22 protein-coding genes are annotated in these 25,509 nt (G+C 63.1%); 8 read left to right on the top strand and 14 right to left on the bottom strand.

Going from position 1 to position 25,509, the window contains the following annotated elements:
* Nucleotides 1–13: 13 nt before the first annotated feature.
* From NKH93_RS09685 to puuE, 9 genes are all read right to left on the bottom strand, one after another.
* Nucleotides 14–1,699 (bottom strand): ABC transporter ATP-binding protein, encoded by a 1,686-nt coding sequence (locus NKH93_RS09685; protein ID WP_352681493.1) that lies wholly within the window; start codon nucleotides 1,697–1,699, stop codon nucleotides 14–16.
* The gene (locus tag NKH93_RS09680) at nucleotides 1,699–2,526 is read right to left on the bottom strand and encodes an ABC transporter permease (RefSeq protein WP_352469848.1); all 828 of its coding nucleotides are present in this window, start codon (nucleotides 2,524–2,526) and stop codon (nucleotides 1,699–1,701) included. The genes NKH93_RS09685 and NKH93_RS09680 overlap by 1 nt, the downstream gene beginning before the upstream one ends.
* An 11-nt stretch (nucleotides 2,527–2,537) precedes the next feature.
* Entirely contained in the window at nucleotides 2,538–3,497 is a 960-nt protein-coding gene (locus NKH93_RS09675) for an ABC transporter permease (RefSeq protein ID WP_352818709.1), read from the bottom strand.
* Between the two features lie 16 nt (nucleotides 3,498–3,513).
* The gene (locus NKH93_RS09670) at nucleotides 3,514–5,100 is read right to left on the bottom strand and encodes an ABC transporter substrate-binding protein (RefSeq protein WP_352818707.1); all 1,587 of its coding nucleotides are present in this window, start codon (nucleotides 5,098–5,100) and stop codon (nucleotides 3,514–3,516) included.
* 155 nt (nucleotides 5,101–5,255) lie between these two features.
* A complete protein-coding gene (locus tag NKH93_RS09665) occupies nucleotides 5,256–7,238 on the bottom strand; it encodes a CocE/NonD family hydrolase (protein WP_352970023.1) in 1,983 nt (660 codons plus the stop codon).
* Nucleotides 7,239–7,323: 85 nt separating this feature from the next.
* Nucleotides 7,324–7,917, bottom strand: coding sequence for a nucleoside deaminase (locus NKH93_RS09660; RefSeq protein ID WP_352540356.1), 594 nt, complete (start codon nucleotides 7,915–7,917; stop codon nucleotides 7,324–7,326).
* Nucleotides 7,917–8,420 (bottom strand): ureidoglycolate lyase, encoded by a 504-nt coding sequence (locus NKH93_RS09655; RefSeq protein WP_352818701.1) that lies wholly within the window; start codon nucleotides 8,418–8,420, stop codon nucleotides 7,917–7,919. The genes NKH93_RS09660 and NKH93_RS09655 overlap by 1 nt, the downstream gene beginning before the upstream one ends.
* Nucleotides 8,417–9,265, bottom strand: coding sequence for a bifunctional allantoicase/(S)-ureidoglycine aminohydrolase (locus NKH93_RS09650; RefSeq protein ID WP_502896444.1), 849 nt, complete (start codon nucleotides 9,263–9,265; stop codon nucleotides 8,417–8,419). Before NKH93_RS09650 ends, NKH93_RS09655 begins: the two co-directional genes overlap by 4 nt.
* A 63-nt stretch (nucleotides 9,266–9,328) precedes the next feature.
* Complete coding sequence (puuE, locus tag NKH93_RS09645) at nucleotides 9,329–10,762, bottom strand: allantoinase PuuE (protein ID WP_352681526.1); 1,434 nt, start codon at nucleotides 10,760–10,762, stop codon at nucleotides 9,329–9,331.
* A 173-nt stretch (nucleotides 10,763–10,935) separates the two neighbouring features.
* Here puuE and uraH point away from each other — a divergent pair, with 173 nt between their 5' ends.
* The 4 genes from uraH to xdhC all read left to right on the top strand — a co-directional run bounded on the left by uraH (nucleotide 10,936) and on the right by xdhC (nucleotide 16,196).
* On the top strand, nucleotides 10,936–11,310 hold the full coding sequence (uraH, locus tag NKH93_RS09640) for a hydroxyisourate hydrolase (protein WP_352681524.1): 375 nt from the start codon (nucleotides 10,936–10,938) through the stop codon (nucleotides 11,308–11,310).
* Nucleotide 11,311: 1 nt separating this feature from the next.
* A complete protein-coding gene (gene xdhA / locus NKH93_RS09635) occupies nucleotides 11,312–12,793 on the top strand; it encodes a xanthine dehydrogenase small subunit (protein WP_352970021.1) in 1,482 nt (493 codons plus the stop codon).
* The gene (gene xdhB, locus NKH93_RS09630) at nucleotides 12,793–15,144 is read left to right on the top strand and encodes a xanthine dehydrogenase molybdopterin binding subunit (RefSeq protein WP_352814115.1); all 2,352 of its coding nucleotides are present in this window, start codon (nucleotides 12,793–12,795) and stop codon (nucleotides 15,142–15,144) included. Before xdhA ends, xdhB begins: the two co-directional genes overlap by 1 nt.
* Before the next feature lie 62 nt (nucleotides 15,145–15,206).
* A complete protein-coding gene (gene xdhC / locus NKH93_RS09625; RefSeq protein WP_352970046.1) occupies nucleotides 15,207–16,196 on the top strand; it encodes a xanthine dehydrogenase accessory protein XdhC in 990 nt (329 codons plus the stop codon).
* A gap of 8 nt (nucleotides 16,197–16,204) precedes the next feature.
* Here the strand turns inward: xdhC and dps are convergent, their stop codons facing one another.
* The 4 genes from dps to NKH93_RS09605 form a co-directional block, all read right to left on the bottom strand.
* Nucleotides 16,205–16,693, bottom strand: coding sequence for a DNA starvation/stationary phase protection protein Dps (gene dps / locus NKH93_RS09620; protein WP_352818695.1), 489 nt, complete (start codon nucleotides 16,691–16,693; stop codon nucleotides 16,205–16,207).
* A gap of 145 nt (nucleotides 16,694–16,838) precedes the next feature.
* Entirely contained in the window at nucleotides 16,839–18,092 is a 1,254-nt protein-coding gene (locus NKH93_RS09615; RefSeq protein ID WP_352970018.1) for an LLM class flavin-dependent oxidoreductase, read from the bottom strand.
* Nucleotides 18,089–19,102 (bottom strand): LLM class flavin-dependent oxidoreductase, encoded by a 1,014-nt coding sequence (locus NKH93_RS09610; protein ID WP_352928430.1) that lies wholly within the window; start codon nucleotides 19,100–19,102, stop codon nucleotides 18,089–18,091. Before NKH93_RS09610 ends, NKH93_RS09615 begins: the two co-directional genes overlap by 4 nt.
* Nucleotides 19,103–19,177: 75 nt before the next feature.
* Nucleotides 19,178–20,098, bottom strand: a complete 921-nt coding sequence (locus NKH93_RS09605; RefSeq protein WP_352452229.1) for a LysR family transcriptional regulator — start codon at nucleotides 20,096–20,098, stop codon at nucleotides 19,178–19,180.
* A gap of 140 nt (nucleotides 20,099–20,238) precedes the next feature.
* Here NKH93_RS09605 and NKH93_RS09600 point away from each other — a divergent pair, with 140 nt between their 5' ends.
* From NKH93_RS09600 to NKH93_RS09585, 4 genes are all read left to right on the top strand, one after another.
* Nucleotides 20,239–21,456 carry a urate hydroxylase PuuD gene (locus tag NKH93_RS09600; protein WP_352928432.1) on the top strand — a complete coding sequence of 406 codons (1,218 nt, stop codon included), beginning with the start codon at nucleotides 20,239–20,241 and terminating at the stop codon, nucleotides 21,454–21,456.
* A 1-nt stretch (nucleotide 21,457) separates the two neighbouring features.
* Complete coding sequence (gene guaD, locus NKH93_RS09595) at nucleotides 21,458–22,771, top strand: guanine deaminase (protein ID WP_352818683.1); 1,314 nt, start codon at nucleotides 21,458–21,460, stop codon at nucleotides 22,769–22,771.
* 74 nt (nucleotides 22,772–22,845) lie between these two features.
* Entirely contained in the window at nucleotides 22,846–23,352 is a 507-nt protein-coding gene (locus tag NKH93_RS09590) for a heme-degrading domain-containing protein (RefSeq protein ID WP_352697149.1), read from the top strand.
* Between the two features lie 175 nt (nucleotides 23,353–23,527).
* A complete protein-coding gene (locus NKH93_RS09585; protein WP_352928434.1) occupies nucleotides 23,528–24,793 on the top strand; it encodes a glycerate kinase type-2 family protein in 1,266 nt (421 codons plus the stop codon).
* A 1-nt stretch (nucleotide 24,794) separates the two neighbouring features.
* On the opposite strand, the gene NKH93_RS09580 is transcribed toward NKH93_RS09585, so the two are convergent.
* Nucleotides 24,795–25,472, bottom strand: a complete 678-nt coding sequence (locus NKH93_RS09580; RefSeq protein WP_352768992.1) for a UdgX family uracil-DNA binding protein — start codon at nucleotides 25,470–25,472, stop codon at nucleotides 24,795–24,797.
* Nucleotides 25,473–25,509 lie beyond the last annotated feature (37 nt).

Genomic DNA, 25,509 nt, shown 5'->3' with positions numbered 1-25,509 from the left:
AAAGTGCGGCCCGCTAGTTCCCCGCGCTGGCCATGCGCCGTCCCTTGATCGCCTTCTCTAGCCAGCCGATCTCCATTTCTGGCACCGACGATAGCAAAAGATCGGTGTAGGCATCGAATGGTGGCGTCAGCACGGTGCTCTTGGCGCCGTAGCGCACCACTTCGCCGCGATACATCACGGCGATTGAATCGGCGATCGACTTGACCGTGGCCAGGTCGTGGGTGATGAACAGATAGGCGACGTTTTCCTCTTTCTGCAGCCCGAGGAGCAGCTCCAGTATGCCGTGGGCGACCAGCGGATCGAGCGCCGAGGTCACCTCGTCGCAGATGATTAGCTTCGGCTTTGCGGCGAGCGAGCGGGCGATGCAGACGCGCTGCTTCTGGCCGCCCGAAAGCTCGGCCGGATAGCGGTCGACATAGCCTTTGCCCATTTCGATCTTGTCGAGCAGTTCCGCGACACGGGCGTCACGTTGCCTTCCGCGCAGACCGAAATAGAATTCCAGCGGCCGACCGATGATGGTGCCGACCGTCTGGCGCGGGTTCATCGCCACGTCGGCCATCTGGTAGATCATCTGCAGTTGGCGAAGATCCTCTTTCGGCCGGTCGGCAAGCCGGTTGGCGAGCGGCCGTCCGTCGAAGGTGACGGTGCCTTGTTCGGGCGGCAAGAGGCCGGTGATGGCGCGCGCCAGTGTCGATTTGCCGGAGCCGGACTCGCCGACCACCGCCAGCGTCTGGCCGGGGAAAATATCGACCGAGACGTTCTTCAGCACCTTGATGTGACTGCGGCCATAGGCGGCGGTGATGTTCTTGACCGACAGGAACGGGCTCGTGCCGGGCTTCTGCTCCTGGTGTTCGATCTCATGCACCGAAACCAGCGCGTTGGTGTATTCTTGGCGCGGCTCCTTGATGATCTGGCGGGTGCCGCCCCATTCGACCAGCCGGCCGTGGCGCAACACCATGATCTCGTCCGAGACCTGGGCGACGACGGCAAGGTCGTGAGTGATGTAGAGTGCCGCGACATGCGTGTCGCGGATGGCATCCTTGATCGCCGCCAAGACGTCGATCTGCGTCGTCACGTCCAGCGCCGTGGTCGGCTCGTCGAAGACGATCAGGTCGGGCTCCGAGCACAGCGCCATTGCCGTCATCACGCGCTGCAGCTGACCGCCCGACACCTGGTGGGGAAAGCGCTCGCCGATGCTTTCGGGGTTCGGCAGGCTGAGCTTCTTGAACAGCGCCACGGCGCGCTTTTCGGCTTCGGCCCGCGTCGCCGTGCCGTGCAGGAGTGCTGCCTCGACCACCTGGTCCATCAGCCTGTGCGCCGGATTGAAGGCGGCTGCCGCCGATTGCGCGACATAGCAGACCTCGCGGCCGCGCAATTTGCGAAACCCTTCGTTGCCGCCCTTCAGGATGTCGCGGCCATTGAGGATGACCTCGCCGCCGGTGATGCGCACGCCGCCGCGGCCGTAGCCCATCGACGACAGGCCGATGGTCGATTTGCCGGCGCCGGACTCGCCGATCAATCCGAGCACCTTGCCCTTTTCGAGCGTCAGCGAGACATCGTGCACCAGCACGATGTTCTTCGGCGCCTCACCCGGCGGATATACCGTGGCCTCGATGCGCAGATTGCGGATGTCGAGCAGCACGCCGGACTTTGGTTGCCCGGGCTTCGGTTGCCCGGGCTTCGGTTGCTTGTCAGCCATTACCCGCGTCCTCCCTTCAGGCTTGTCGTACGGTTGAGCACCCAGTCGGCGACGAGATTGACGGAAATCGCCAGCGCTGCGATCGCCGCCGCCGGAATGAGGGCGGCGCCTATGCCGAAGACGATGCCATCCTTGTTTTCCTTGACCATGCCGCCCCAATCGGCGTCCGGCGGCTGCACGCCAAGCCCGAGGAAGGACAGCGTCGACAGGAACAGTACGGCATAGATGAAGCGCAGGCCGAGTTCCGAAACCAGCGGCGACAGCGCATTGGGCAGGATTTCCCGGAAGATGATCCAGCCGCTGCCTTCGCCGCGCAATTTGGCCGCCTCGACATAGTCCATGACGTTGATATCGACGGCGACCGCCCTCGACAGGCGGTAGACGCGGGTCGAGTCGAGAACGCCCATGACCAGGATCAGCGTCACCAGATTGGATGGCAGCACCGACAGCACCACAAGCGCCATGATCAGCGTCGGGATCGACATCAGGAGATCGACGAGACGCGACAGAAGCGTGTCGAACCAGCCGCCGAAAACCGCCGCCGAGAAGCCGAGGATGGCGCCGAGCGAGAACGACAGCGCGGTCGCCAGCACCGCGATGAACAGGGTGATGCGGGCGCCATAGATCATGCGCGACAACAGATCGCGGCCGAGATTGTCGGTGCCCAGCCAATGCGCCGCCGACATCGGTTCCCAAGGGACGTCGCTGACGATCTCGGCATTGCCATGCGGCGCGATCCACGGCGCAAAGATCGCTGCCAGCACGAACAGCGCCGTCAGCACGATGCCGACCAATGCCGGGATGGGGATGCGTTTGATGACGAGCATACCCGCCCCCCTCATTTCGGATGTCTGAGGCGCGGATTGGCGACGATCGCCGCTATGTCCGCGATGATGTTCAGGCTGATGTAGACAGCGGCGAAGATCAGCCCGACCGCCTGCACCACCGGCACGTCACGCTTGGTGACGTGGTCGACGAGGTATTGGCCCATGCCTGGATAGACAAAGATAACTTCGACCACGACGACGCCGACGATCAGGTAAGCGAGATTGAGCATCACGACGTTGATGATCGGCGCGATGGCATTGGGGAAGGCATGCCTGCGGATGACCGCGAAGGCCGAAAGCCCCTTGAGTTCGGCGGTCTCGACATAGGCGGACTGCATCACATTGAGGATCGCAGCGCGCGTCATGCGCATCATATGCGCGAGCACCACCAGGGTCAGCGCTGCCGCCGGCAGTGCTATGGCCTGAATGCGTTCGCCGAAAGGCATCCCGTCATAGACCGTGGAAATGGCGGGAAACCATTGATGTTGCACCGCGAAGAAAAAGACGAGCACATAGCCGATGAAGAATTCCGGAAACGAGGTCGAGGCGAGCGCTAACCCGGAGATCAGCTTGTCGACCCAGCCATTGCGGTAGCGCACCGCGATCAGGCCGAGGATGATCGCCAGCGGCACCGCGACGATCGCCGCCCAGAAGGCGAGGAACAGCGTGTTCCACAGCCTTCCCTTGATCGAGGTTGCGATATCCTGACCGCTCGACATAGCCGTGCCGAGATCACCGGTCAGGATGCCGCCGAGCCAACGAAAATAACGGATGTAAGCGGGATCATTGAGGCCGAGCTGCTCGCGCAGATTGGCGAGCGACTCCGGTGTCGCCGACTGTCCGAGGATGGCTTGCGCGACGTCGCCGGGCAGGACCTGGGTGCCGGCGAAGATCAGGACCGAAACGGCCAACAGCAGCAGAATGCCCAGCGCAATGCGCTGGGCCACCAGTTTCACGATGGGTGAGGACATATCCGCAAGGCCGGGCTCAGGCTTCGAGCCAGCACTTCGCCAGAGCATATCCGTTCATCAACTCCTGATGCGGATCATCCACCCAGCCGGCGACCTTGGCGCCCGTCGCGTCGATGAACTGATTGAACATCGGCAGGATCAAGCCGCCCTCGTCGCGCACCATCACAGCCATGTCGTGGTACATTGCCTTGCGCTTGGCCTCGTCGAGCTCGGCGCGAGCCGCCAGCACCATCTTGTCGAAATCCGGACGCTTGAAACGTGTGTCGTTCCAGTCGGCCGTCGACAGATAGGCGGTAGAGTACATCTGGTCCTGCGTCGACCGGCCGCCCCAGTAGGAGGCGCAGAAGGGCTGCTTGTTCCAGACTTCCGACCAGTAGCCGTCGCCCGGTTCGCGTTTGATCTCCAGCTTGATGCCGGCCTTGGCCGCGCTTTGCTGGAACAGCTGTGCGGCATCGACGGCACCGGGGAAGGCGACGTCCGACGTCCGGAGCAGGACGGCACCGTCATGGCCCGATTTCTTGTAGTGGAACTTGGCCTTGTCGGGATCGTATTTGCGCTGCTCGATCTCGGTGAATAGCGGGTACGATGCATTGATCGGGAAGTCGTTGCCGAGCGAGCCATAGCCACGCAGCACCTTGTTCAGCATCTCCTCGCGGTCGATCGCCAGCTTCAACGCCATCCGCAAGTCGTTGTTGTCGAACGGCGCCGTGTCGCAATGCATGATGAAGACGTAGTGGCCGGGTCCCGAATGGTTGCGGATGGTGACGCCGGGCACGCGCTTGATCAGATCGACGATCTTCGGCTCGACCCGGTTGATCATGTTGACCTGGCCGCCCTGCAGTGCCGCCGTGCGGGCCGTGGCGTCGTTGATGACGATGATCTCTATCTGGTCGGCATGGCCCATCTTGTCGCCCTGCCAGTAATTGGCGAAGCGCTCGCCGCCATGGCGCACGCCGGGCTCGTTGGTGGTGACCTTGTAAGGACCCGCCGAGATACCGGCATCGGCCTTGTCCTTGCCGCCGTTCGGCTGAATGATCAGGTGATAGTCGCTAAGCAGGTAGGGCAGGTCGGCATTCGGCTCCTTCAGCGTCAGCACCACTTCCTTGCCGCTGGCCTTTATGCTCTCGATGCCTTTCATGTAACCGAGCGCGCCGGACTTCGACTTCTCGTCCGAATGGCGTTCGAGGGTGGCGGCCACGTCCTCTGCGGTCACGTTCTTGCCGTTGTGAAACTCGACGCCATCGCGGATCTTCAGCGTCCAGGTCTTGGCGTCGTCCGACGAGCCGATCTCCTCGGCAATGCGGTTCTCGAGCTTGCCTTCGGGAGACAGTTCGACGATCAGTTCGCCCCACATCTTGCCGAAGGCGAACGGCACCTGCGTCATGAACAGCGCCGGATCGAGACTGTTGGTGGACTCGCCACCGACCAGGCCAGCCTTGAGCGTCCCGCCCTTGACCGGACCCGCCGCGCGTGCTGCACCGGAAAGCAGCGAATTGGCGAAGGTTACGGTGACGCCGAGCGCTGCTGCCCGGCCGAGAAAATCGCGACGGCTCAGCTTGCCGGACGCAACGCGCCGGCTCAGATATTCCAGTTCGTTCGACATGTTGAGTTCCTCACTCTGTTGGTCCGACCTTATGGTCGTTTTTTCTCATTTCAATCGGGAGAATAATGACCGTAAGGGAAAGCGGTAAGCAAGACCGAATGCGACATGCCGTGGCGTAAATCGTGCGTCGCAATTGGACCAATCGCTATAAGCGCTCAAAGCAGCACGCGCGGGATTTTCTCCTCGAAATTGCGCTCGAAGACGAGTTTCTCGCCTTCATAGGCTTCAATTCTGGCGCTAACCACGAAGCTTTGCGCGTCGGACCGCATTTCGGCGAAGGTTTCGGTGCGCACCGACCATCCATTTCGCGACAGCGTCTGGCTCCAATGCGTCTTGCCCGAGGCTGATAGCGGATTGTCAGGATGGATCACCCATGTCTCCCTGGCGAGGCTCCCGTGGGCGAGGCCATGCTCCAGGTCGCGCACCTCACCGAAATCGTCGACGATGGAAACCGTAATCATTCCGGTCTTTTCGTCGCGATCGACATGACGCTCGGAATTGGCGGGCCGAAGCGTCTCCGTTGCCCAGGGCGCAGCACCTTCGGGAGCGGGGAAGGTGACCTCGTCGCCTGTCGCTGGCGGGCGTACCGGCAGCATCAATGTCGCGGCCGACAATTCGAGCCGGACCGGCTCCGGCGACGGCCAGATCATCGGCCAGTAGGCGTTCGAAACGGCAACGCGCAGGCGATGGCCGACCGGCACGCGATAGGCGCATTGGTCGAGCACCACCCGGGCGCTGACGGTTTCGCCGGGCACCAGCGCTTCGGGAAATTCGTGCGAGTTGCGATGCGTCAGGTTGAGCACGCCGTACGAGATCAGCTCCGATGCCCCGTCCGGATGGACGTCGCACAGCCGAACCGCGATGTTCGCCTGGCGCCGGTCCGACGAGACCCTGACCACAACTTCGGGAGCACCGACAATGTCGACCGTTTCGGTCAGCACCGGCTGGTCGAAGCACACCGACAGCGCATCGTCGGGGCGCTGGTCACCCGGCAGTTCCGGGCCGAAGGTGAAGGGGAAATATTCGCCGCCGGCGAGGCCGCAGCTTTGCGGCGAAGCGACGATAGCGTGGTTGCCTTCAGCGATAAGCTCAACCTCTTGGGTCTCGATGTTGGGTGATGGCCATTCCGATTCAGCGACCCAGCGGCCCGGCCGCTCGGGATGCCAGCGCGCCGGACGCACGCTGTCCATGACATAGGCGCGGTAGGCGGGGTCGGCCTCGACGCCGGTGTCGATGTCCTTCAGCCAGCGGTCCCACCAGCGCAAGGCCTCCTGCAGGAAGCCGATGCGCGGTTCGGGCGCGGCGTAATGCGGGTATTTGTGGATCCACGGGCCGACGATGCCCTTGACCGGCGCCTCGATATTGACGGCGAGATGGGAAATCGTATTGCGATAGCCATCATGCCAGCCGCCGATCGACAGCACTGCGGCATGGATGGCGGAATAGTCCTCGCAGATCGAGCCGCGCTTCCAATAGGCATCGCGATGCTGGTGCTTCAGCCACAGCGGTGCCAGGAAGGGCTGGTTCTCCAGCCTGGTCAGCCACAGGTCGCGCCATCTGTTGTCGCCGGCCAGCAACGGATCCGGCGGCCTTGACGAATAGGACAGCATGGTCGAGGCCCAGCCGAAATTCTCGATCAGCAGGCAGCCGCCCTTGTAGTGGATGTCGTCGGCATAGCGGTCGACCGTCGAACAGAGACTGATGACCGCCTTCAGCGCCGGCGGCTGCTTGGCTGCTACCTGCAGGCAGTTGAAGCCGCCCCACGAAATGCCCATCATGCCGACATTGCCGTTGCACCAGGGCTGGTCCGCCGCCCAGGCGATGACGTCGCAAGCGTCCTGCAATTCCTGCTCGGAATATTCGTCGTCCATCAGCCCTTCGGAATCGCCATTGCCGCGCATGTCGACGCGGATCGAGGCGTAGCCGTGGCCGGCAAAATAGGGATGCGTCAGCTGATCACGATAGATCGTGCCGTCGCGCTTGCGATAGGGCAGGTGTTCGAGGATTGCCGGCACTGGATCGTCGGCAGCATCGGCCGGCATCCACACCCGCGCCGACAGCCGGCAGCCGTCCGGCATGATGATCCCCATATCCGGAAATTCGACGATCTTTCGTGGGAATTCAGTGACGATTTTCATGCGGGCGAACTCCAGGAGCGCCAGATGATGGAGCCCGTGAGAGCGCGTCATGGGCCAGTCAACGAATTCGGCTGGTCAATCCGCGTCAATTCAGCGGTATGTCGTTTTCGGCCTTGCTTGCTTGATAGGCGGCGGACAATTCGTCATAGCGCGCTGATATTGCGCCGATACGCGCTTCCAGCCGCTCGCGCTCGGCATCGGGCAGCGAGCGCACCAATTTGCGGATCGAAAAGCTCTTCCAATAGGCATTCTCGGCATTGTAGCCGCCGGGATCGAGGGTGAAGACCTCTTTCAGGATCTTCAAATCGTGCGGGATGTCGAAGCTGTCGCGCGAGTCCTCGTGGCTGAACAGATAGAAGAAATTGTCGAAGCCGGTCCAGGTGATCGCCGACAGGCAGAGCGAGCAGGGTTCGTGCGTGGCAAGAAAGATCGCGTCCTTGGTGTCGACGCGTTCGGCTTTAGGCATTTCGTAGAAGCGCTTCAGGCAATGCACCTCGCCGTGCCAGAGCGGGTTTTCGGTCTCGTTGTTGGTTTCGGCAAGCACCAGCGAGCGGTCGTCCTTGCGCAGAATGGCCGCGCCGAACAGCTTATTGCCGTGCGCGACGCCTTCGACGGTCTTCGGCACGATGTCGTGCTCGATGACGTCGAGCAGTCGGTCGATCAGCGAAATGTCGGTCATCATCTAATCCCGTCGGGAAGATCGATCTCGTAGGCGTGCGAGAAATGGCACTCTTCGAGATTGGAGCCGTCGCCGCCGCGGTCGACGACCACAAAATCCTGGACATCGCCGATCGGCGTCAGCACTCCGTGCCACAGATTGCGCGGATAGTTGATGCCTTGCCCGGGCGCGGTGATGAAGGCATGCGGCTCGCCCGGGCCCTCTTCGCCGTCATGGCAGACGACGACCAGGAACGGCCGTGGTGACAGCGGGATGAAAGCCTGGCTGCCAAACGGATGGCGCTCCACCATGGTAAGCTTCAACGGCAGCTCATAGGGCGTGCCACGCACCATCGAGATCAGCACGCGCGCATTCGGCCCTCGTGCTTCCGCCGTGGCGAGGTCATGGTAGCGCTCAGCCTTGCCGCCATTGATCGGATAATGGTTGTCGCCGCCCATATCGATGACGTCGCCGAATTCGGCGAAATCCTCGCGGGTCAGCGGCCGCGCGACGATGCGGGTCATGGTGTAGGTCTCACGACGCCGGCGCTGCCAAGCTTGGCGTGGCGGTTGACGTCCTTATAGAGGAGATAGCGGAATTTGCCCGGCCCGCCGGCATAACAAGCCTGCGGGCAGAAGGCGCGCAGCCACATATAGTCGCCGGCTTCGACTTCGACCCAATCCTGGTTGAGACGGTAGACCGCCTTGCCCTCCAGCACATAGAGCCCGTGTTCCATGACGTGCGTCTCGGCGAAGGGAATGACCGCGCCAGGCTCGAGCGTGACGATGGTGACATGCATGTCGTGGCGCATGTCGGCCGGATCGACGAAGCGCGTCGTCGTCCATCGGCCTTCGGTACCCGGCATTGGCGTCGGCGCGATTTCCTGTTCGTTGGCGAAGAACGCTTGCGGCTGGTCGATGCCGTCGACTGCGTCATAAGTCTTGCGGATCCAGTGAAAGCGGACGGCGGCACCGCTTTCATTGCGCACCGTCCACCCGCTCGCCGGCGGCAGGTAGGCAAAGCCGCCCGGCCTTAAGCTATGTTTCTTGTCGGCAAGCGAAACGCATAGCTCGCCTTCGACTACGAACAGGGCACCTTCGGCGGCGGCGTCAAGCTCAGGGCGGTCGCTGCCGCCGCCGGGCGCGAGCTCGACAATGTATTGCGAAAACGTCTCGGCAAAACCCGATAGCGGCCGCGACAGCACCCAGACGCGTGTCCTATCCCAGAACGGCAAGGCGCTGGTGACGATGTCCTGCATCACACCCTTGGGGATGACCGCATAGGCCTGTGTGAACACAGCGCGGCCGGTCAGCAATTCACTCTGGCCGGGATGTCCGCCCTGCGGCGCATAATAGGTTCGCTCGGCCATTTTCATCATATCCATAAATTCAAGCCTGTTGCGGAAGCCAGGGCCCATGGCGGCAGCCAAAGCCTATTGCGGAAGCATGTCCTTGAGACGAAGCAGCGCGATGCACTCGACCTGTCTGCAGGCGGTTTCGAATTCGACGTCGTGGCTGTTGCCGATACGCGCCTCGAACTCGGCCAGGATCTCCGCCTTGGTCTTTCCTTTCACCGCAATAATGAAGGGGAAACCGAAACTGGTGACGTAGGCGGCATTGAGTTTTGCGAACAGCTCGCGCTCCTTCTCGGTCAGCGCGTCGAGCCCTGCCGAAGCCTGTTCCCTCGACGATTCCGCCGTCAGCCGCTTGGCCTGTGCCAGTTTTCCGGCAAGATCGGGGTGGGCATTGAGCACAGCAAACCGCTCGGCCTCGCTTGCCGCGCGAAAGACGCGGCAGAGCGCATTGTGCAGGCCGCCGGCACTGTCATGGGCCGGGCCGAGCTCCAGCTCATAAGCGCGCTCGGCAACCCACGGCGAATGCTCGAAGACGCCGCCGAATGTGTGGACGAAGGCCTCGAATTCCATTTTCGACGGGCGCAGCGCCGGCAACCGGAACGGATGCGTCTCCTGCCAGTGTTTTGCAATGTCGATGCGTCGTGCCAGCCAGACCTTGTCATGCGATTTGACGTAGTCGATGAAGCGCTTCAGTGCCGCGACCCGGCCCGGCCGGCCGACCAGGCGGCAGTGCAGGCCGATGTTCATCATACGCGGCCGCCCTGCCTTGCCCTCGACATAGAGCGTATCGAAACTATCCCTGAGATAGGCAAAAAACTGGTCGCCCGAATTGAAGCCCTGCGGCGTGGCAAAGCGCATGTCGTTGGCGTCGAGCGTGTAGGGTATGATCAGCTGCGGTTTCGCCGTGCCATCCGGCACCACGTGCTCGAACCAGTAGGGCAGCTCGTCGTCATAGGTATCCGACACATAGTCGAAGCCGCCCTCTTCCGCCGCCAGCCGCACCGTGTTGATCGAGGTGCGGCCGGTGTACCAGCCGGTCGGCCGCGCCCCTGTCACCTCATAATGCAGCCGGATCGCCGCCTCCATGTCGCGGCGCTCGTCTTCCGGGGTATGGTCGCGGTAGTCGATCCATTTCAGCCCGTGCGAAGCGATCTCCCAGCCGGCCTCCTGCATCGCCGCAACCTGGTCGGGCGAACGTGCCAGGGCCGTGGCGACGCCATAGCAGGTGATCGGCACCTGTGCCTCGCTGAACAGGCGCAGTAATCGCCAGAAGCCGGCTCGGGCGCCGTATTCGTAGATCGATTCCATGTTCCAGTGGCGCTGGCCGGGCCAGGGCGCGGCGCCGACGATCTCCGACAGGAAAGCCTCCGAAGCCTTGTCGCCGTGCAGGACGCAATTCTCGCCGCCCTCTTCGTAATTGACGACGAACTGCACCGCGACATGCGCCCCGCCGGGCCATTTCGGATCCGGCGGATTGGCTCCGTAGCCGCGCATGTCTCGTTCGTAACGCATTCTCGCTCCTGCCGGAAATTGTAATCAGGATAGTCGAAAGGAGTGCCTGCGCATTCCCTCGAAATTTTTGAAAGTGTTTTTGTCGCGCTCCGCTCGACCGGGACTTATGCATCGCCTTTAATTGGCGCACAATTCATGAATAGTGTTCGACCGTTCAGGGAATGGAGCAGCCAGTGGCGGAAACGTCGAAAGCCGAAGGCGGGCGCCTGACGACCCACGTCCTCGACACTGCGGCCGGCAAACCGGCGGCCGGTCTGTCGATCGAGCTCTATCATCTTGACGGTCAGGCCCGGACGCATCTGAAAACGGTCGTCACCAATCAAGACGGCCGTTGCGATGCTCCGCTGCTTGCCGGCGCTGAATTCCGCACCGGCGAATACGAGCTGGTCTTTGCGGCCGGCGATTATCTGCGCGGGCAAGGGACAAAACTGGCGGAACCGGCCTTCCTCGACCATGTGCCGATCCGCTTCGGTATGGCCGAGCCGATGCACTATCATGTGCCGCTGCTTCTGTCGCCGTACGGCTATTCGACCTACCGGGGAAGCTGAGATGGCAGGGATCAAGACACGCAACGAAATCCGCTTCATCCTCAATGGCGAGGACGTCGCGCTCGGCACGGTTGCACCGGACCAGACCCTGCTCGACTGGCTGCGGCTCGACCGCTCGCTGCGCGGCACCAAGGAAGGTTGCGCCGAGGGCGACTGTGGCGCCTGCACGGTGCTGGTCGGCAGGCTCTCCGGTGGAACACTGGTCTATGAAAGCGTCAATGCCTGCATCCGCTTCCTTGGCTCGCTAGACGGCACGCATATCGTGACCGTCGAGCATCTGCGCGGCGACGCAGGAAAACTGCATCCCGTGCAGCAGGCCATGGTCGATTTCCACGGCTCGCAATGCGGCTTCTGTACACCGGGTTTCGTCATGTCGCTTTATGCTCTGTGGATGCGGGCGCCGGAGCCGTCGGACGCCGCCATCGAAAAGGCGCTGCAAGGCAATCTCTGCCGCTGCACCGGCTACGAGGCGATCATGCGCGCCGCACGTGCCATCTCCAGCTACGGCACGGCGGCAAAGGATCCGTTGGCGGCGGAGCGCAAGGCAGTCACGGCCAAGCTCGAAGCGATGAAGGACGGTTCGCGCATCGAGATCGGCTCCGGCAACAAGCGGCTGATCGTGCCGGCCAATGCCGACGATCTGGCCAGCGTACTCGTCAAGGAGCCGGGCGCCACTATCGTCGCGGGTTCGACCGATGTCGGCCTTTGGGTGACCAAGCACATGCGCGATATTGCGCCGGCGGTTTTCATCGGCAATCTCGATGGTCTGTGCGGGATTTCCGAGGACAAGGGCGTCATCTCGATCGGCGCCGGTGTCACCTATAGCGAAGCCTTCTCGACGCTGGCGAAACGCATCCCGGCGCTCGGCCCGCTGTTCGACCGCATCGGCGGCGATCAGGTGCGCAACATGGGCACCATCGGCGGCAATATCGCCAACGGTTCGCCGATCGGCGACACGCCGCCGCCGCTGATCGCACTCGGTGCCCGCCTGACGTTGCGCCGCGGCGACAAGCGTCGAACGATCCCGCTCGAGGAGTTTTTCATCGCCTATGGCAAGCAGGACCGGCAGCCCGGCGAATTCGTCGAGGCCGTGCATGTTCCGGTGCCGGGCAGCGAGACGAAATTTGCCGTCTACAAGATCACCAAGCGCCGCGACGAAGATATCACAGCAGCGCTAGGCGCGTTTTTCCTGAAGCTCGCCGAGCATGGCACGGTGGCGGATGTGCGCATCGCCTATGGCGGCATGGCGGCAAGGCCGAAGCGAGCCTTTGGCGTCGAAAAGGCATTGCTTGGCAAGCCCTGGACGGAAGCGACGGTCGAGGCGGCGATGGCCGCGTATGCCGGCGATTTCACGCCGCTAACCGACATGCGGGCAAGCGCCGAATACCGGGCGCTGGCGGCGCGCAACCTGCTGCTGCGCTTCTTTGCCGAAACCACCGGCACCCGGGCGCCGATCCAGGTATCACGGCACGAGGCGGCATGATGAACAAGCACGCCACGCCAAACCTGAAGGCGCAAAAAATCGCCGGCGGCGTCGCCACCGACCAGCGCCATGATTCCGCGCACAAGCATGTCAGTGGCACGGCCGTCTATATCGACGACATGCCGGAACCGGCCGGCACGCTGCACGGCTGCCTTGGGCTTTCGACGGCGACGCATGCCACCATCACCAGCATGGACCTGTCGGCGGTGCGCGCCGCACCCGGCGTCATCGACGTGCTGACGGCGAGCGACGTGCCAGGCGAGAACGACATTTCGCCGACCGGCCGTCACGACGAGCCGGTGCTGGCCGACGGCAAGGTGCAATTCTTTGGCCAACCGATCTTCTGCGTCATTGCCGAAACCCGCGAGCAGGCGCGCCGTGCAACGAGGCTGGCCAAGGTCGAATACAAGGAATTGCCGTTCGTCGCCGATGTCGGTGAGCTCGATCCCCGGAAAGATAAGCTGGTCACGCCGCCGCTGACGCTGAAGCGCGGTGATGCAGCGGCTGCGATCAATGCGGCGCCGCGCCGGCTGAAGGGAAAAATGCGCATAGGCGGCCAGGAGCATTTCTATCTCGAAGGTCATATCGCCTTGGCCATCCCTGGCGAGGACCACGACGTCACCATCTATTCCTCGACCCAGCACCCGAGCGAAATCCAGCACATGGTCAGCCACGCGCTCGGTGTTCCGAGCCATGCGGTGACGGTGGAAATCCGCCGGATGGGCGGCGCTTTCGGCGGTAAGGAAACGCAAGGCAATCAGTTTGCGGCATTGGCCGCTATCGCCGCGAAGAAACATCATCGGGCCGTGAAAATCCGGCCTGACCGCGACGACGACATGATCGCCACCGGCAAACGCCACGATTTCCTCGTCGACTACGAGGTCGGCTTCGACGACCAGGGCAATATTCTGGGCGTAGATTTCATGTTCGCGGCGCGCTGCGGCTTCTCGGCCGACCTCTCCGGCCCGGTCACTGACCGCGCGCTGTTCCATTGCGACAACACCTATTTCTGGCCGGCGGTGCACGCGCAATCGGCGCCGCTCTACACCAACACGGTATCGAACACTGCCTTTCGCGGCTTCGGCGGCCCGCAAGGCATGGTCGGCGCCGAGCGCGTCATCGACGAAGTCGCGTTTGCCGTCGGCAAGGACCCGCTCGAAATCCGCAAGAAGAATTTCTACGGCACCAGCGACCGCAACATCACGCCCTATCACCAGATAGTCGAGGACAACATCATCCACCGCATCGTCGCCGAGCTGGAGGCGAGTTCCGACTATGCGAGGCGCCGCCGCACCATCGATGCTTTCAATGCCAACAGCCGCTTCATCAAGCGCGGACTGGCGCTGACGCCGGTCAAGTTCGGCATCTCGTTCACCGCCACCCACTACAACCAGGCCGGCGCGCTGGTGCATGTCTATACCGACGGTTCGGTGCATCTGAACCACGGCGGCACCGAGATGGGGCAGGGCCTCTATGTCAAGGTGGCGCAGGTTGTGGCGGAAGAGTTCCAGATCGACCTCGATCAGGTCAAGATCACCGCGACGACGACCGGCAAGGTGCCGAATACCTCGGCCACCGCCGCGTCTTCCGGCTCCGATCTCAACGGCATGGCGGCGCAGAATGCCGCCCGCCAGATCAAGGACCGGTTGACCAATTTTGCCGTCGAGAGATACCAGGTGCCGCGCGACCAGGTGCTGTTCCTGCCCAACCGCGTGCGCATCGGCAACCAGGAGATCGCCTTCGCCGATCTCGTCAGGCAGGCTTATATGGCGCGCATCCAGCTTTCGGCGGCGGGTTTCTACAAGACGCCGAAAATCCATTGGGACCGCGACAAGGGCGAGGGCCATCCCTTCTACTATTTCGCTTACGGCGCCGCGTGCTCGGAAGTGTCTGTCGACACGCTGACCGGCGAATATATCGTCGAGCGCACCGACATCCTGCACGAAACCGGCCGCTCGCTGAACCGCGCCATCGACCTCGGCCAGATCGAGGGCGGCTTCATCCAGGGCATGGGCTGGCTGACAACGGAGGAACTGTGGTGGGACGACAAGGGGCGGCTGCGCACCCATGCGCCATCGACCTACAAGATCCCGCTCGCGTCGGACCGGCCGAAGATTTTTAATGTGACTTTGGCCGACTGGGCGCAAGCAGGCGAGCCGACGGTGTACCGCTCCAAGGCGGTCGGCGAGCCGCCCTTTCCGCTCGCAATGTCGGTGCTGCATGCGCTGTCGGACGCAGTGGCGAGCGTTGCCAGCCACAAGATCTGCCCGCGCCTCGACCCGCCGGCCACGCCGGAGCGTGTGCTGATGGCGATCGAACGGCTGAAGCGGGAAGCCAAAACCGGCACTTGAATCCCGGAAAACGTGCAATTCAGGCCGAAAAACTCTATATTTCCCGATAGGGAACGCAAATGATGAACGCGAAAGTGCAGAGCCTGAAAGCCTTTCTTGCCGGCGCCGGCCGGGTCGCCTTCGTTGAGGTGGCCCGGACAAAAGGTTCGACGCCGCGCGAGACGGGTGCCTTCATGCTCGTCTCAGGATCGGCCACTTTCGGTACGATCGGCGGCGGCCAGCTCGAATACATGGCGATCGACAAAGCGCGACAGATGCTTTTCTCCCCCCTTGAGGGGGAGATGGCCGCGGAGCGGCCAGAGGGGGTCGTCTCAGAAGGTACCGCCAGCGCGTCGAGCACTGCCGCGGCGACCCCACCCGGCGGCTTCGCCGCCACCCTCCCCTCATGGGGGAGGGATATCCGCGCCACCCTCGACATCGCGCTCGGCCCGGACATCGGGCAGTGCTGCGGCGGCAGGGTCGAGCTGCTGATCCAGCTAGTCGACCCCACGCTTGAAGCCAAGCTGGTTGCGGCGGCGGAAACCGAGGAAGCGCAGCGACCGCATGTCTACATCCTCGGCGGCGGCCATGTCGGCCAGGCGCTGGCCTCCGCGATGGCCTTGCTGCCGGTGCATGTCGTCGTTGTCGAGACGCGAGCCGAGGCGCTCAAAGGCATGCCGGAAGCGGTCGAAACCAAGCTGACGCCGATGCCTGAGGCGATGGTGCGCGAAGCCCCGGCTGGATCCGCCTTCGTCGTCCTTACACATGACCACGCGCTGGACTTCCTGATCGTCGCCGAGGCTCTGAAACGCCGGGATGCCGCCTATGTCGGCATGATCGGCTCCAGAACCAAGAAGGCGACGTTCCGGAACTGGTTCCTGAAATCGGCGGACGGAAGCGAGGCGGAATTTGCCCGCCTCGTCTCGCCGATCGGCGGCGATGCGGTGAAAGACAAGCGCCCGCAAGTCATTGCAGCGCTCGCCGCGGCCGAGATTATGACGGCGTTGGCCGGCCATGCGGCGGCACCGTCCGCTCAGTCCAAAGCCCCTCACCGCAAGGCGATGGCCGGCTGACGTTTTGGCTATTCGTTCTCCTGCGTGTGCGCCTCAAGGAACCACAGCAATTTGTCGAGCGAGCGTGAATAGGCTGTGAAGATGTCGGCGGTGTCGGCATCGCCCGCGCCGGCCGCCTCGTCGATCGCCGCGCGTGCCCGCTTGGCGGTTGCGGCATAGCGGTCGATCAGCGCCGCCAGATGATCCCGGGTCTTGTGGATGTCGGTCGGATAGGCCTCGAGCATAGTCGCCTTCGACACCTCTTGCGATGTGCCGAGCGCCGTCCCGCCGAGCTGTACGGCGCGCTCGGCAATGGTGTCGACATGGCCGTCGAGCTCCTCGCGGAACGTGTCGAGCATCTCGTGGATGGCGATGAATTGCGGTCCCTTGACGTTCCAGTGCGCCTGCTTGGTGATCAAGGCCAGATCGATGGCGTCGGCGAGGCGGGCATTGAGAAGATCGATACACTCTTTCTTGGCATTGGATTGCAGGTCATTGCGGGTGGCGATGGCATCCATGATCGGCTCCTGTGGCGGTTGCGTCCGCGTGGTTTGAAAAGAGGGCGAAGTTTGGGATGGTCAATCGAATATGCGCGCAGACGCCCTCATCGCCGCGGCACAGCATCCCAAAACGGCGATCTCCGACTTTCGTTCCGCTCGTCGTTTACGCCGGCGTTTTCAAGCCCAGATGGTCGCGCAGAGTGCTGCCTTCATAATCCTTCCGGAAAAGCCCGCGCCGCTGCAGCTCTGGCACGACAAGCGTGGCAAAGGCTTCGAGTTGGCCGGGAAAATAGGATGGCATGACGTTGAAACCGTCTGCCGCGCCGCCCTCGAAGCGTGCCTCGAGCTGGTCGGCGATCTGGGCCGGAGTTCCGACGACGCGCCAATGACCGCGCGCGCCGGCGAAATGACGGGCAAGCTGGCGAATGGACAGCTTGTCGCGGCGGGATTGCTCGATGACGAGCGCCTGCCGGCTCTGCATGCCTTCGCTGGCCGGCAGCTCGGGCAGCGGTCCGTCGATGGGATAGCGCGCGAGATCGGATATGCTGAGATAGCTGGAAAGCAGCGCGACACCGATATCGTCCGGTATCAGCTCCTGCAGTTCGTCATGTTTTGCCCGGGCTTCCGCTTCGCTTGCCGCAACCACCGGCGCGACGCCAGGCATGATCTTGAGGTCGTCCGGCTCGCGCCCATAGGCCGCCAGCCGTCCCCTGAGGTCGTCGTAGAAAGCCTTCCCCTCCTCGAATGTCTGCGCCGCAGTGAACACCACATCGGCGGTCCGGGCGGCGAGATCGCGGCCTTCGTCCGACGCTCCCGCCTGAACCTTGACCGGCGCACCTTGGGGCGAGCGCGGCAGATCGAGGGGGTCGCGCACCGAAAAGCTTCTGCCTTCGTGTCCGCCCTGGCCTTGCCAAAGGCCAGCAACCACGGCAGCGAATTCGCGCGCGCGTTCGTAGCGGTCGGCATGCGGGCGCAGACCGGTCGAGCCGAAATTGGCGGCCTCGATCTGGCTGGCGGAAGTGACAAGGTTCCAGCCGGCACGGCCGCCGCTCAGGTGGTCGAGCGACAGGAAGGTTCGCGCCAGCCCGTAAGGCTCGTTATAGCTCGTCGACGCCGTTGAGACGAGGCCGATGCGCTCCGTCTGCACCGCGAGCGCGGCAAGCAGGCTGATCGGCTCGAAGCCGATCGAGCGTGAGGTCTGGCTGGCGATATCGACATTGGCCTCACGCACGCCGGCGGCGTCCTCGCAGAAGATCATGTCGAACTTCGCCGCTTCCGCCGTCCGCGCCAGCTGGATGTAGTGATCGATGTCGATGCCGGCCGTGACATGCGCCTGCCGATGGCGCCAGGCGGCGATGTGGTGGCCTGTCGCCCACAGGAAGGCGCCGAGCTTCATCTGCCGTAGACCGGTACTCATTGCCGATCCTCCCCGGCAAGTCCGAGATGGGAGCGAAGTGTCGCCCCGCGGTAACCAGGCCTAACGAGGCCGCGGCGGCGAAGGCCCGGCAGCACGCAATCAACGAAATTGTCGAGCGCTACCATCCGCGGCATGAGAATGTTAAAACCGTCACAAGCTGTGGAGCGAAAGCACTCTTCGAGCCGATCCGCAAACATGTCCGGGGCGGCGGCTATTTCGGCAACCGCGACAACGTTCATCAGCACTTTCAGCGCCTCCGGCCTGCGCCCGAACGCAAGCGCACGGCGCTTCAGATCGTCAGCCTTCGCCGGCTCGATCGATGGCTCATCCAGCAGGACGACATCGGCGGTGCGGGCGGCGATATACATGGCGGGCTCGGACAGGCCGGACATGACCAGCACCGGCGTGTCCTGCGGCGACCGCGCCACGTTGAGCGGCCCGCGCACGGAAAAGTATTCGCCCTTGTGGTCGAGAAGGTGCATCTTCTCGGGATCGAAGAAGCGGCCGCCAACTTTGTCGAACAGCAGCGCGTCTGCGTCCCAGCCTTTCCACAAGCCTTGCACGATGCCGATGAATTCATCGGCGCGCAGGCGGAAATCGTCGCAGGAAAACCCTTCCGGCCGGCTGAAATTGGCGGCCTCGCGCGGGTCGGGCATCATGCTCGCGTTCCAGCCGGTGCGGCCATGGCTGATGATATCGAGCGAGGCGAAACGGCGCGCGAGATTATAGGGCCGGTGGGCGACCGTCGACGCGGCAGCGACGAGGCCGATCCTGCTTGTCACCGTCGCCAGGGCCGCCACCAAGGTCGTTGCTTCGAAGCGCATTTGCCGGTTCAGCCCGCCTGCAACCGGCGCGGAATCGCCGAGCAACACCATGTCCAGACCGGCCGCTTCGGCTTCTTGCACGAACCGCGTCAGCAGACTGAAGTCCGGGCCGGCGTCGGGCGGATGGGAAGGAGCGGCTTCCGGAGACAGTGAAACGGCGAGACACATTGTGGCGCCGTTGGCCATCGCTTTTCCCTGTTGAGCGAGATTCCTTGAGAATTATCTCGCCGGCTGGACGGAAAGCAACCGGCCAGCCAGCGATCATTTGCCGGCCAGAATATCCCTGATCAGCCGCTGGCAGCGCTCGGCCATGAAATCGAGCAGCAGCCGCACCTTCGGATCCTGCAGCTTCTTGTGCGGGTAGACGGCGGCGAACTGCACCGGCGTCGGCGGCGTGTTGCTCAGGATCACCTTCAGCCGCTGGTCGCGGATAAACGGCTCGACCTCGAAGCGCGGCTTGTTGATGATACCGCGGCCGGACAGCGCCCAGCCGGTCAGCACGTCGCCATCATCGGTATCGTAGGGGCCGTGCACCTCGAACTTTTGCGGCCCATTCGGCGTCTGCAGCGTCCAGACATATTCGCGCGCGCCGGAATAGCGCAGCATCAGGCAATCGTGTTTCTTGCCGATCAACTCCTGCGGCTCGGTCGGCTCGCCGCGCACGTCCAGATATTGCGGAGCCGCTACCAGCACGCGTTCGCAGTCCATGATGCCGCGCATCCTGAGGCTGGAATCCTCGATGATGCCCAGCCGGAACGCAACGTCGATGCCTTCCTTCATGATATCGACATTGTGATCGGAAAGCCGGAGCCGCACCTCGATATCTGGGTACCTGTCGTGGAAATCCGGGATTCCGGATGCTACCAGCCGCCGCCCGAGGCCGAGCGGCGCTGTCACCTTTATGGTGCCGCGCGGCTGGCCGGATAGCGCGCTGACCGCCGCTTCCGCCTCGGTGACCGCCTCCAGCACCTGCTTGGCGCCAGAGTAGAACACGGTGCCGTGCTCGGTCGGCATCAATTGTCGCGTCGTGCGGTTGAACAGCCTGACGCCCAGGTGCTTCTCGAGCTCCTTGATCCGGTTAGAGGCGACCGCGGGCGAAATGCGCATGTCGCGCCCAGCCGCCGACAAATTGCCGAGCTCGACGACGCGGACGAAAACGGCGATGTTGTCGAGATAGGCCATGCGGCTTCCGTGGCTCTCATGTGGCTGCGTATGATCAGCCTAGTATTTTCCAATTTTTTTTGAAAGTCATCGTGCAGCTCGGCCCTTTCCGTTTGCGCTCCAGTCCGTAAAGTCAGTGGATCGGCAGGGACGATTTTTTCATGATGGATTTCGCGATATTCTGGGATTGGCTGAGTTTCGCCGTGCGCTGGCTGCACGTCGTCACCGGTATCGCCTGGATTGGATCGTCCTTTTATTTCGTCGCGCTCGATCTCGGGCTGCGCCAGCGTCCGGGCATGCCTACCGGAGCCTTCGGCGAGGAATGGCAGGTGCATGGCGGCGGCTTCTACCATGTGCAGAAATATCTGGTGGCGCCGGCTGAGATGCCCGAGCATCTGACCTGGTTCAAGTGGGAATCCTACGCCACCTGGCTGTCGGGCTTCGCCATGCTGTGCGTCGTCTACTATGCCGGGGCGGACCTGTTCCTGATCGATCCGAATGTCCTTGCCATGTCGGTGCCTACAGGCATCTTGCTGTCGCTGGCGACGATCGGCGTCGGCTGGGTGGTCTACGATCTCTTGTGCCGTTCGCCGCTCGGCAACAGCGACACCGGCCTGATGCTGGTGCTGTATGGGGTGCTGGTATTCATGGCCTGGGGACTGACCCACCTGTTCACCGGCCGCGCCGCCTTCCTGCATCTCGGCGCCATCACCGCGACGATCATGTCGGCCAACGTTTTCATGGTCATCATCCCAAACCAGAAGATCGTCGTCGCCGACCTGATCGCCGGCCGTAAGCCCGATCCGAAATACGGCAAGATCGCCAAACAGCGCTCGCTGCACAACAATTACCTGACGCTGCCGGTTTTGTTCCTGATGCTGTCGAACCATTATCCGCTGGCGTTCGGCACAGAGTTCAACTGGGTCATTGCCTCGCTGGTGTTCATCATCGGCGTGCTGATCCGGCACTATTTCAATACCAGGCACGCGCGCAAAGGCAATCCGACCTGGACCTGGCTGGCCGCCGCCGTCCTGTTCGTCGTCATCATCTGGCTGTCGACGGCACCGAAGCTGCTGACCGGCGAGGTCAAAACGTCCTCGGCGGCACAGGTCTACGTCGCCTCGGCGCATTTTCCCGCCGTGCGTGATACAGTGCTTGGCCGCTGTTCGATGTGCCATGCGGCGGAGCCGTCCTACGAGGGCATTTACCACGCGCCTAAGGGCGTGATGCTCGATACCGATGCCGGCATCGCCGAGCACGCCGGCGAGATCTACCTGCAGGCCGGACGCAGCCACGCCATGCCGCCCGCCAACGTCACCCAGATCACCGACAAGGAACGGGCACTGCTGGTAGCCTGGTTCGAAGGCGCGGGGAAATAGCATGACCAGCACGCTGCTGCGCGGCCGCACGCTGTCGTTTTTGCGCTGGCCAGAAACCATCGACGACCATTCCGCCTGGCGCTACGAGCAAGATGGCGGCCTGCTGATGCGCGACGGAAGGATCGTTGCCGCTGGCGCCTATGCCGAGGTCGAGAAAAAGGCGGGCGAGGGAACAAAAAAGATCGACCACAGGCCACATCTGCTGCTGCCCGGGTTCATCGATGCGCATGCACATTTTCCGCAGATGCAGGTCATCGCTTCCTTCGGCGCCGAACTGCTCGACTGGCTGAACACCTACACTTTTCCGGAAGAGACCAAATTCCAGAACGCCCAGCATGGCCGCCGTATCGCCAGGCTGTTCCTGGATGAAGTGTTGCGCCACGGCACCACGACAGTCGCGGCCTATTGCTCGGTACACAAGGAATCTGCCGAAGCGTTCTTTGCAGAGTCGCACGACCGCAACATGCTCAACATCGCCGGCAAGGTGATGATGGACCGCAACGCGCCGGACGGCGTGCTCGACACGCCGCAATCGGGCTATGACGACAGCAAGGCGTTGATCGATGAGTGGCACGGCAAGGGGCGCCAGCACTATGCCATCACGCCGCGCTTCGCCATCACCTCGTCGCCCGAGCAATTGGAGATGGCGGGCGCGCTCTGCCGCGAATATCCTGATCTGCACATGCAGACGCATCTGTCGGAAAACCACGCCGAGATCGCCTTCACGCAGCAATTATACCCGCAGACGCGGGACTACACCGACATCTACGAACACTATGGGCTGCTCGGGCGCAGAAGCCTGTTCGGCCATTGCATCCACCTGTCGGAGCGCGAGGCGGATGCGCTTTCGGATAGCGGCTCGGTGGCGGTGTTCTGCCCGACCTCCAACCTGTTTCTCGGCTCGGGCCTGTTCGATTATCAGCGCTATAGCCGCCGCGAGAAGCCGCTTCGCATCGCCGCCGCCACCGATGTCGGCGGTGGCACCAACTATTCGATGCTGCGCACCATGGACGAGGGCTACAAGGTGATCGCGCTGAACGGCGAGAAGCTCAATCCGTTCCAGTCCTTCTGGCAGCTGACCCGCGGCAATGCCGAGGCGCTGTCGCTTGCGGAAAGGATCGGCACCCTGGAGGAAGGCAGCGACGCCGATATCATCGTGCTCGACGCCCGCGCCACGCCGGCGATGCGGCTGCGGGTGGAGACGGCGGACACGCTCGCCGAGGAATTGTTTCTGCTGCAGACGCTCGGCGATGACCGCGCCGTGCGCGAGGTCTATGTCGCCGGCCGGGCGGCCAAGGCGGATATAGCGGTTTAGCCGTCGTATGCGGCCGGCTTGACCGGGCGGCAGCCATCCGCCAAAGCAACAGGCGAGATCGACAGGGGAACGACATGGCCGTTGCGGACGACATCGCTCTGATCAAGAAACAGGAAGCCACGCTTGTCTTTTCGGCCTTCGACGAAGCCGTCGCTTTCGAGATCGGCTCGGCGATCCGCGACCGGGCTCTCAAGGAAAACCTGCCGATCATCGTCGATATCAGAACTTTCGACCGGCCGCTGTTCTATGCGGCAATGCCCGGCTCGAACGCCTCCAATCCGGACTGGGCGCGGCGCAAGATCAACGTCGTGCGGCGGTTCCTGAAAAGCACCTACCGCATTGTGCTGGAGCAGCAGCGCCCCGACCGCAGCTTCAAGCCCGGCGAAGGGCTGGACGTTGCCGACTATGTGCTGGCCGGTGGCGGCTTTCCCATCACTGTCAAGGGCGCTGGCGTCATCGGCGTGATCGCCGTCTCCGGCCTACCGGAGCGCGAGGACCACGGAGTGGTCGTCGATACGCTGTGTAGCTACTTGGGCGTCGATAGCCAGGAGTTGGTCCTGCCGCCGGAAGCAACATCGTGACGTTGGCGCTGCCCCTCATCCGCCTGCCGGCACCTTCTCCCCGCGTAGTGACGGGGAGAAGGGAAACGCTCCAACGCTGGCGATCCCCTCTCCCCGTCTCTATACGGGGAGAGGGTAAGGGTGAGGGGCAGCGCAAACGCCGCAGAAGCTCGCACAGCGTCCGTGGTAGCTCAGTATGACCGCGCTCGATCCCAAGTCCTTTCTCATTTCGATCTTCAACGCCGCCGTTGCCGCCGCCGATCCCCAGAGGACGATCAAGGATCATTTGCCCGCAAGGCCGAAGGGACGGACCATCGTCATCGGTGCAGGAAAAGGCTCGGCGCAGATGGCGGCGGCTTTCGAGAAAGTGTGGGACCGGCCGATCGAAGGGCTGGTCGTCACCCGCTACGGCTATGGCGCGGCCTGCCGGCGCATCGAGATCATCGAGGCGGCGCATCCGGTGCCGGATGCCGCGGGGCTAGAAGCTTCCCGGCGGCTGCTCGAAAAGGTCCAGGGACTGACTGCGGACGACCTCGTCGTGGCGCTCATTTCGGGCGGCGGCTCGGCGCTGCTGCCGTCACCTGCCGAAGGTCTGACGCTGGCCGATGAGATCGCCGTCAACGAGGCGCTGCTCGCCTCCGGCGCGCCGATCGCCGCGATGAACACCATCCGTAAACATGTTTCCACGATCAAGGGCGGCAGGCTGGCGGCCGCTGCCTATCCAGCCAAGGTGGTGTCGCTGGTGGTCTCCGACATTCCGGGCGATAACCCGGCGCTGGTCGCTTCCGGCCCGACCGTTCCCGATTCCGGCAGCCGCGAAGATGCATTAGCGTCGATCGCCGCCTATGACATGAAACTACCGGCTTCAGTGATGGCGCACATCAATTCGCCGGCCGCCGATGCACCGCGCGTCGATGATCCGCGTTTTTCGCGCAACGAGGTACATCTGATCGCCTCGGCCGGCGTATCGCTGGAAGCGGCTGCGGCCGAAGCCAGGTACCAAGGTATCGAAGCGGTCATTCTCTCCGATTCCATCGAGGGCGAGGCACGTGAGGTCGGCGGCGTCCACGCTGCAATCGCGCGCGAAGTGGCGAGGCGCAACCGGCCATTCGCAAAACCGGTGCTGATCCTGTCGGGCGGCGAGACGACCGTGACCTTGCGCGCGGAAGGCAAAGGCGGCCGCAACTCGGAATTCCTGCTCGCCTTCGCCATTGGGATCAGCGGCATGGCGGGCGTCCACGCACTGGCCGCCGACACCGACGGCATAGACGGTTCGGAAGACAATGCCGGCGCCTTCGCCGACGGCTCGACAGTGTCGCGGATGCATAAGGCGGGCATCGATGCCAAGGCCATGCTTGCCGGCAACAACGCCTGGACGGCATTCAATGCCGTAGATGACCTTTTCGCACCCGGTCCGACCGGCACAAACGTCAACGATCTCCGGGCGATATTGATCAAATAGCTCAGGCGGCCATCAGCTTTTTCACCGCTCTCATATCCTGCAGGAACCGGTCGCGTTCTGCCTGCCTGTCCGCCGGCTCGCGAATGCGCAGGATGAAGGACGGGTGGATGGTGACGAAGACACGCAAGCCATCGTCACGCTCCACGACGGCCCCGCGCATCTTCATGATCGGCACCACCTTGCCAAGCAGCGCCTGCGCCGCCGTTGCGCCGAGCGCCACCGCCAGATTGGGCTTGATCAGATCGATTTCCTTGTCGAGCCACCAGCGGCAAGCCTGCACCTCGCCGGCGTTCGGCTTGGAGTGGATGCGCCGCTTGCCGCGCGGCTCGAACTTGAAATGCTTGACCGCGTTGGTGACGTAGACTTTCAGCCGATCGACGCCGGCATCATCCAGGATCGCGTCGAACACCTTGCCCGCCGGACCGACGAAGGGCTTGCCTGCCAGGTCCTCCTGGTCGCCCGGCTGTTCGCCGACGAAGATCACCTTAGCTTTATCAGGGCCCTCACCGAACACGGTCTGCGTGGCGTCGTGCCATAGCGGACAGCGGCGGCAGATCTTGGCCGTTTCGCGCAGTTCAGGAATCGTCCTGGCGTCGATTTCTGTCGTTTCCGGAGACTTGCTTGCAGGCAAGCGTCTTGCCTGCACTTTGGCATGGTGCGGCGTCGGGGTTGTCTGCATCCTGGCGATCATAACTAAGGCGGCCTTGCTCGCTCCT

Source organism: Mesorhizobium sp. M0954, from assembly GCF_040319155.1.
Lineage (GTDB): Bacteria > Pseudomonadota > Alphaproteobacteria > Rhizobiales > Rhizobiaceae > Mesorhizobium.
This window is presented reverse-complemented; position numbering and strand designations above follow the sequence as displayed.